Genomic DNA, 7720 nt, shown 5'->3' with positions numbered 1-7720 from the left:
GCTCGAGGCAAGTGCGGCGGTGCGCAAGATCGGCCAATCGCTGGCAGCCGAGGCGATCGCCGCCAGGACGGAATGGCTTGCGGGTGACGCCACCATCGATCTCGCCGATCTTCAACCCGCCGATCTCGTCACCGCCGCTTATGTGCTGGACGAGATCGTGCCGGCCTCGCTGCCCAAACTGGTTGGCCGACTCTGGCAGTTGACCGCCGGCACGCTGCTGATCGTCGAGCCGGGAACGCCGGCCGGCTGGCAGCGCATTCTTGCCGTCCGCCAGCAATTGATCGAGGCAGGCGCGCATGTGCTGGCACCCTGCCCGCACGAGGCGCCCTGCCCGCTCGTCCCGCCCGACTGGTGCCATTTCTCGCGCCGCGTCGCGCGCTCGCGCCTGCATCGCCTCGCCAAGGACGCCGACGTGCCGTGGGAGGACGAGAAATTCATCTACATCGCCGCCGCGCGGCGGCCGGCGCCAGCGCGCCTGGCGCGCGTGATCGCGCCGCCGAAGGCCGGCTCCGGCAAGGTGAGGCTCAAGCTTTGCGTGCCTGACGGCAATGCCGGCGAGACACTGTTCAGCAAGCGCGACGGCGACGCGTTCAGGATCGCGCGACGGCTGGACTGGGGCGACACGCTGGATATTTGAATGACAGTTTGTTCTTTATTTGTTCCACAGCTTCGCGTAGAATCGCGACCTTGCCGAGTCAACCGGAATCGGGGCACGGGAATTCTGTCCTGTGGACGGTTTGCCGTTCCTGTGAACAGCGGGCATCAAGGCTGATTGGCCTTCGGGTGATGCAGAAAGGTCAGCACCGACTCATCTCGTTCTTGCTATCGAGAGGTCGGGATCGAAATCGGGGATATCATGGCTGAGGCAGCACGCAAATTCGGCGTGGCGGAGCAACCGCTCTATCGCGAGGCACCGAACAACATCGAGGCCGAGCAGGCGCTGCTTGGCGCCATCCTCGTCAACAACGACGCCTTCTACCGGGTCTCCGACTTCCTCAAGCCGGCGCATTTCCACGAGCCGCTGCACCGCCGGATATTCGAGGTGGCGGCCGAGCTCATCCGCATGGGCAAGATCGCGACCCCGATCACGCTGAAGACCTTCCTGCCGGCGGACGAAAAGGTCGGCGACATGACGGTGGCGCAGTATGTCGTGCGGCTCGCCGTCGAGGCCGTCACCGTCGTCAACGCCACCGACTATGGCCGCGCCATCTACGACCTCGCCACGCGCCGCGCGCTGATCACCGTCGGCGAGGACATGGTCAACATCGCCTATGACGCCCCGGTCGACATGTCGCCGTCCGACCAGATCGAGGATGCCGAGCGGCGGCTGTTCGAGCTGGCCGAGACCGGCCGCTACGACGGCGGCTTCGAGAGCTTCACCGACGCCGTCAAGACCGCCGTCGACATGGCCAACGCCGCCTATATGCGCGACGGCGGCCTGTCCGGCATCGCCACCGGCCTGCGCGACCTCGACCGCCGCATGGGCGGCCTGCAGCCTTCCGACCTGATCGTGCTTGCCGGCCGCCCAGGCATGGGCAAGACGTCGCTCGCCACCAACATCGCCTTCAACATCGCCGAGGCCTATGTGCCTGCCCAGCAGGCCGACGGCTCGTTCAAGGCCGCCAATGGCGGCGTCGTCGGCTTCTTCTCGCTGGAAATGTCGTCGGAGCAGCTCGCCACCCGCATCATCTCCGAGCAGACCGAGATTTCGTCGTCGAAGATCCGTCGCGGCGAGATCTCCGAGATGGATTTCGAAAAGCTGGTCGCCTGCTCGCAGACCATGCAGAAGATCCCGCTGTTCATCGACCAGACCGGCGGCATCTCGATCGCCCAGCTTTCCGCCCGCGCACGCCGCCTGAAGCGCCAGCGCGGCCTCGACCTCATCGTCATCGACTATATCCAGCTGATGCAGGGCTCCTCCGCCCGCGCCTCGCAGAACCGCGTGCAGGAAATCACCGAGATCACCACCGGCCTGAAGGCGCTGGCCAAGGAGCTCGGCGTGCCGATCATCGCGCTGTCGCAGCTCTCGCGCCAGGTCGAAAGCCGCGACGACAAGCGCCCGCAACTCTCGGACCTGCGCGAATCCGGCTCAATCGAGCAGGACGCCGACGTGGTGCTGTTCGTCTATCGCGAGGAATACTACCTCAAGAACCGCGAGCCGAAACTCGGCACCGAGGAATACGTCAAGTGGGAAAACGAGATGAACGAGATGCGCGGCAAGGCCGAGGTGATCGTGGCCAAGCAGCGCCACGGCCCGACCGGCTCGGTCAGCCTCGCCTTCCACGGCGAATTCACCCGCTTCTCCGACCTGGCGGAAGAGCACCATCTGCCGGATCGGTTTGAGTGAGCTCTTGAGAAAGGCCTCATTCCTTCGCCCCCCCCTCTGGCCTGCCGGCCATCTCCCCCTCAGGGGGGAGATCAGCTGTCGCGTCGGCTTTCGCCAATCGCGGAGATTGCAAGATGGGCGCCGGGATCGAAGCTGCTGGGGGAGATGTCCGGCAGGACAGAGGGGGGTGCTGTCCCACCGACCTGTCCAATATCGGGCCGCATCTAATGGCTAAATCGCGCGTTCAGTTCATCTGCCAGAATTGCGGATCGGTGCACCAGCGCTGGGCCGGCAAGTGCGACGCCTGCGGCGAGTGGAACACGCTGGTCGAGGAAGGCACGGCCGGCGGCATCGGCTCCGGGCCGGCCAACACCCGCAACGCCCGCAAGGGCCGTGCCGTCGTGCTCACCAGCCTGTCCGGCGACATCGAGGACGCGCCGCGCATCGTTTCGGGCATCGGCGAGCTCGACCGCGCCACCGGCGGCGGCTTCGTGCGCGGCTCGGCGCTGCTGGTCGGCGGCGATCCCGGCATCGGCAAGTCGACGCTGCTGACGCAGGCGGCCGCCGCGCTCGCCTCAAGAGGCCACCGCATCGTCTATGTCTCCGGCGAGGAAGCCGTCGCGCAGATCAGGCTGCGCGCGCAGCGCCTCGGTGTCGCCTCGACGCCGGTCGAACTCGCCGCCGAGACCAATGTCGAGGACATCCTCGCAACCATCGCTGACGGCAAGCGGCCGGACCTGGTGATCCTCGATTCGATCCAGACGCTGTGGACCGACCTTGCCGATTCGGCGCCCGGCACCGTCACCCAGGTGCGCGCCGCCGCGCAGGCGATGATCCGCTACGCGAAATCCACAGGAGCGGCGATCGTGCTCGTCGGTCATGTCACCAAGGAAGGCCAGATCGCCGGTCCGCGCGTCGTCGAGCACATGGTCGACGGCGTGCTCTATTTCGAGGGCGAAGGCGGCCACCACTACCGCATCCTGCGCACGGTGAAGAACCGCTTCGGGCCGACCGACGAGATCGGCGTGTTCGAGATGTCGGACAAGGGCCTGCGCGAAGTCGCCAACCCGTCCGAGCTTTTTCTCGGCGAGCGCCACGCGAAGTCGCCAGGAGCGGCCGTTTTCGCCGGCATGGAGGGCACGCGTCCGGTGCTGGTCGAGATCCAGGCGCTGGTGGCGCCCTCCTCGCTCGGCACGCCACGCCGCGCTGTCGTCGGCTGGGACGGCGCGCGGCTGTCGATGGTGCTCGCGGTGCTGGAGGCCCATTGCGGTGTGCGCTTCGGCCAGCATGACGTCTACCTCAACGTTGCCGGCGGCTACCGGATCAGCGAGCCGGCTGCCGATCTGGCGGTCGCCGCCGCGCTGGTTTCGTCGCTCACCGGTCTTGCCCTTCCTGCCGATTGCGTCTATTTCGGCGAAATCAGCCTGTCGGGTGCGGTGAGGCCGGTTGCGCATGCGCAGCAGCGCCTCAAAGAGGCCGAAAAGCTGGGTTTCGGTAGCGCGGTACTGCCCTTGGGCAGCGAGGACCTTGTCGGTGGCAATGGCGCTGGGGGGATCGGGGCCGGCGCTTTCCAGCCCACCGAGCTTGCCGACCTCGTCGCGCGCATAGCCGGCTCACGGCGCAGCCGCGCCGAGGAGCAAGAATGACGCGGCTCGTCGAGCGGTAGAGACATGGAGTGGGGCGAAGGACATGCCGATTACGCTGCTTGACGGAATTCTCGTCGGCTTCACCCTGGTCTCGGCGATGCTCGCCATGGTGCGCGGCTTCTCGCGCGAGGTACTCTCCATCGTCTCCTGGGTGGCGGCGGCGGTGGCGGCCTTCTTCTTCTACAAGCCGGTGCTGCCTTACGTTCAGCCCTATGTCGACAACGACAAGATCGCCATGGCGGCGGCCGCCGGCATCGTCTTCGTCATCGCGCTGATCGTCGTCTCGGTCATCACCATGAAGCTCGCCGACTGGATCATCGATTCCCGGATCGGCGCGCTCGACCGCACGCTCGGCTTCCTCTATGGCGCGGCGCGCGGCATCCTGGTGGTCGCGGTGGCGCTGCTGTTCTTCAACTGGCTGGCCGGGGCCAAGGCGCCGGGCTGGGTCGCCAACGCCAAGTCGCGGCCGCTGCTGGAGACGATCGGCGCGAAGCTCGAAAGCCTGCTGCCGGAGAACACGGAAGAGCTCGTCAACAAATACACCCACAAGGGCGAGCCCGCGGCTGAAACTCCGGCGGCGCCCGGCGCGACGACCGACCAGCCGGCGGCCGAACCGCCGGCAAACGGCGATGACGCCGATGCGCCGGTCGATGACAATGAAGGCGAAGCGCCTGCCGACAACGCGCCGGCGCCGGCTCCCGCCACTCCGGCGCCGGCAAACTGATCGCCGCCAAGACGAGCGCCCGCGGCAAGGCGGGCGCTTCCCCGGGGATTGACGTTGGTGTGAACGCCGCAAGGCATGCGTTGCTTTCGACGAGCGATCGCCTTATATGGCGATTTTAGCGGAGCTTGAGCCCCTCATGGCAGTTTCGATGGCAGACGCAGGCGACGTGCTATCCGCCGAGGCCGACGACCATTTCCACGACGAATGCGGCGTGTTCGGCATTTTCGGCCGGCAGGACGCGGCGGCAATCGTCACGCTGGGCCTGCACGCCCTCCAGCATCGCGGCCAGGAAGCCGCCGGCATCGTTTCCTATGACGGCAGCCAGTTCCATGTCGAACGCCATGTCGGCCTGATCGGCGACACCTTCACCAAGCAGCGCGTCATCGACAGCCTGCAAGGCAACCGCGCCATCGGCCATACGCGCTACGCCACCACCGGCGGCGCCGGCCTGCGCAACATCCAACCCTTCTTCGCCGAACTCTCCGAGGGCGGTCTCGCCGTCGCCCACAACGGCAACCTCACCAATGCGCTGACGGTGCAGCGCGCGCTGCAGACGCAGGGCTCGATCTTTTCCTCGACCTCCGACACCGAAACGCTGCTGCATCTGGTCGCCACCAGCAAGGAGCGCGACCTGAACTCGCGCTTCATCGACGCGGTGCGCCAGGTCGAGGGCGCCTTCTCGCTGGTAGCCATGACGGCCAAGAAGATGATCGGCTGCCGCGATCCGCTGGGCATCCGGCCGCTGGTGCTGGGCGACCTCGACGGCGCCTGGATCCTCGCTTCCGAGACCTGCGCGCTCGACATCATCGGCGCCCGCTTCGTGCGCGACATCAAGCCCGGCGAGATGGTGGTCATCACCTCCAAGGGCATCGAGAGTCTGTTCCCGTTCGAGCCGCAGAAGACCCGCTTCTGCATCTTCGAATATGTCTATTTCGCGCGGCCGGATTCTTCGGTCGAGGGCCGCAACGTCTACGAGGTGCGCAAGCGCATCGGCGCCGAGCTGGCGCAGGAAAACCCGGTCGAGGCCGACATCGTCGTGCCGGTGCCGGATTCCGGCACGCCGGCGGCGATCGGCTTTTCCCAGGCCGCCGGCATTCCCTTCGAGCTCGGCATCATCCGCAACCACTATGTCGGCCGCACCTTCATCCAGCCCGGCGATTCGATCCGCCACATGGGCGTCAAGCTCAAGCACAACGCCAACCGGCGCATGATCGAGGGCAAGCGCGTGGTGCTGGTCGACGATTCGATCGTGCGCGGCACCACCAGCCAGAAGATCGTGCAGATGGTGCGCGACGCCGGCGCCAGGGAGGTGCATATGCGCATCGCCTCGCCGCCGACCAGCGCGTCGTGCTTCTATGGCGTCGACACGCCGGAGAAGTCGAAGCTGCTCGCCTCGCGCATGTCGGTCGAAGAGATGGCCGAATTCATCCGTGTCGATTCGCTCGGCTTCCTGTCAATCGACGGGCTCTACCGCGCCGTCGGCGAGGCGCGCCGCGACAACGACCAGCCGCAATTCTGCGACGCCTGCTTCACCGGCCAATACCCGACCCGCCTGCTCGACTTCGAAGGCCACGACAATGTGCGCACACTGTCGCTGCTGGCGACGAGCGGCGCATAGGCCGGATCACCTCACGGAAGCTCTCGCATGACCCTCGACCTCTCCGGCCGCCTGGCGGTCGTCACCGGCGCCTCGCGCGGCATCGGCTACTTCATGGCCAAGGAATTGGCCGCCGCCGGCGCGCATGTGATCGCGGTGGCCCGCACCGTCGGCGGGCTCGAGGAGCTCGACGACCAGATCAAGGCCGAGCATGACAGGACCGGCAAGGGCGAGGCCACGCTGGTGCCGCTCGACCTTGCCGACATGGCCGGCATCGACCGGCTCGGCGGCGCCATCCACGAGCGCTGGGGCAAACTCGACATACTGGTGGCCAATGCCGCCGTGCTCGGTGTCATCTCGCCGATCGGCCATGTCGAGGCCAAGACCTTCGAAAAGGTGATGACGATCAACGTCACCTCGACCTGGCGGCTGATCCGCTCGGTCGATCCGCTGCTCCGCCTCTCCGATGCCGGCCGCGCCATCATCATGTCCTCCAACGCGGCGCATTCGGCGCGCGCCTTCTGGGCGCCCTACGCAGCTTCCAAGGCGGCGGTCGAGACGATGATGCGCTCCTGGGCGCACGAGACGCAGAGCCTGCCGCTGCGGGTCAACGCCGCCGACCCCGGCGCCACCCGCACCGCCATGCGCGCGCAGGCCGTCCCCGGCGAGGATCCGGAGACGCTGCCGCATCCGTCCGAGATCGCCAGGCGCATCCTGCCGCTGGCAAGTCCGGAGCTGAAGGAAACCGGACTGATCTTCCAGGCCAAGCACGACCGCTTCGTCGCCTACCGGCAACCGGAATAGAGCTTCGGCGCTTATCTGCATGTCGTTTCCCAAACCGCTGCATTTGGGGGACCGGCGTCAGGGATTAAATGCGCCTCCGGCTACGTTCTTCGAATGTAGAACATTCGAAACCGGAGGACCGCCATGCGCAAACTCATTCTCGTTGCCGCCACCGCGACTGCCGCCGCCCTTGCCGTCACGGCGGGCGCCGCCCTTTCGCAAGACGCGAAGATGAGCTTCTTCGTCACCAGTGTCGGTTCCGGCAAGGGCGCCGATCTCGGCGGGCTGAAGGGCGCCGACGCCCATTGCGCCTCTCTGGCCGAAGCCGCCGGCGTCAAGGGCAAGACCTGGCATGCCTATCTGTCGACCGGTGCCGAGGATGCGCGCGACCGCATCGGCAAGGGCCCCTGGTTCAACGCCAAGGGTGAGAAGATCGCCGACGATGTCGCCTCGCTGCACGGCGACGCCAACGCCATCTCCAAGCAGACGGCGCTCAACGAGAAGGGCGAGGTGGTCAACGGCCGCGGCGACAAGCCGAACCGGCATGACGTGCTGACCGGCTCGAAGCCCGACGGCACCAAGATCGCCGACCAGACCTGCGGCGACTGGACGATGAGCGGCGCCGACGGCGCAGCCATGATGGG

General features: G+C 66.8%; 7 protein-coding genes. All 7 read left to right on the top strand.

The window, feature by feature from the left end:
* On the top strand, nt 1–637 hold a 637-nt coding region (locus tag EN781_RS19620; RefSeq protein ID WP_127400244.1), incomplete at its 5' end, for a small ribosomal subunit Rsm22 family protein.
* 219 nt (nt 638–856) lie between these two features.
* Nucleotides 857–2347 carry a replicative DNA helicase gene (locus tag EN781_RS19615; protein ID WP_126055660.1) on the top strand — a complete coding sequence of 497 codons (1491 nt, stop codon included), beginning with the start codon at nt 857–859 and terminating at the stop codon, nt 2345–2347.
* 206 nt (nt 2348–2553) lie between these two features.
* Nucleotides 2554–3972: a DNA repair protein RadA gene (gene radA, locus EN781_RS19610; protein ID WP_127400243.1), complete on the top strand. Its 1419-nt coding sequence runs from the start codon at nt 2554–2556 to the stop codon at nt 3970–3972.
* Between the two features lie 43 nt (nt 3973–4015).
* Nucleotides 4016–4696 carry a CvpA family protein gene (locus EN781_RS19605; RefSeq protein WP_126055661.1) on the top strand — a complete coding sequence of 227 codons (681 nt, stop codon included), beginning with the start codon at nt 4016–4018 and terminating at the stop codon, nt 4694–4696.
* 148 nt (nt 4697–4844) lie between these two features.
* A complete protein-coding gene (gene purF, locus EN781_RS19600) occupies nt 4845–6314 on the top strand; it encodes an amidophosphoribosyltransferase (RefSeq protein WP_127400242.1) in 1470 nt (489 codons plus the stop codon).
* A gap of 27 nt (nt 6315–6341) precedes the next feature.
* Nucleotides 6342–7097, top strand: a complete 756-nt coding sequence (locus tag EN781_RS19595) for an SDR family NAD(P)-dependent oxidoreductase (protein WP_126055663.1) — start codon at nt 6342–6344, stop codon at nt 7095–7097.
* A gap of 123 nt (nt 7098–7220) precedes the next feature.
* Nucleotides 7221–7720 (top strand): hypothetical protein (locus EN781_RS19590; RefSeq protein ID WP_127400241.1); only part of this gene is annotated, 500 nt, incomplete at its 3' end.

Source organism: Mesorhizobium sp. M4A.F.Ca.ET.090.04.2.1 (assembly GCF_003999085.1).
Taxonomy (GTDB): domain Bacteria; phylum Pseudomonadota; class Alphaproteobacteria; order Rhizobiales; family Rhizobiaceae; genus Mesorhizobium.
This window is presented reverse-complemented; position numbering and strand designations above follow the sequence as displayed.

Excerpts from the sequence above, each read along its gene's own strand:
- EN781_RS19615 (WP_126055660.1), top strand. The coding sequence starts at position 857 with ATGGCTGAGGCAGCACGCAAATTCGGCGTGGCGGAGCAACCGCTCTAT.
- radA (WP_127400243.1), top strand. The coding sequence starts at position 2,554 with ATGGCTAAATCGCGCGTTCAGTTCATCTGCCAGAATTGCGGATCGGTG.
- EN781_RS19605 (WP_126055661.1), top strand. The coding sequence starts at position 4,016 with ATGCCGATTACGCTGCTTGACGGAATTCTCGTCGGCTTCACCCTGGTC.
- purF (WP_127400242.1), top strand. The coding sequence starts at position 4,845 with ATGGCAGACGCAGGCGACGTGCTATCCGCCGAGGCCGACGACCATTTC.
- EN781_RS19595 (WP_126055663.1), top strand. The coding sequence starts at position 6,342 with ATGACCCTCGACCTCTCCGGCCGCCTGGCGGTCGTCACCGGCGCCTCG.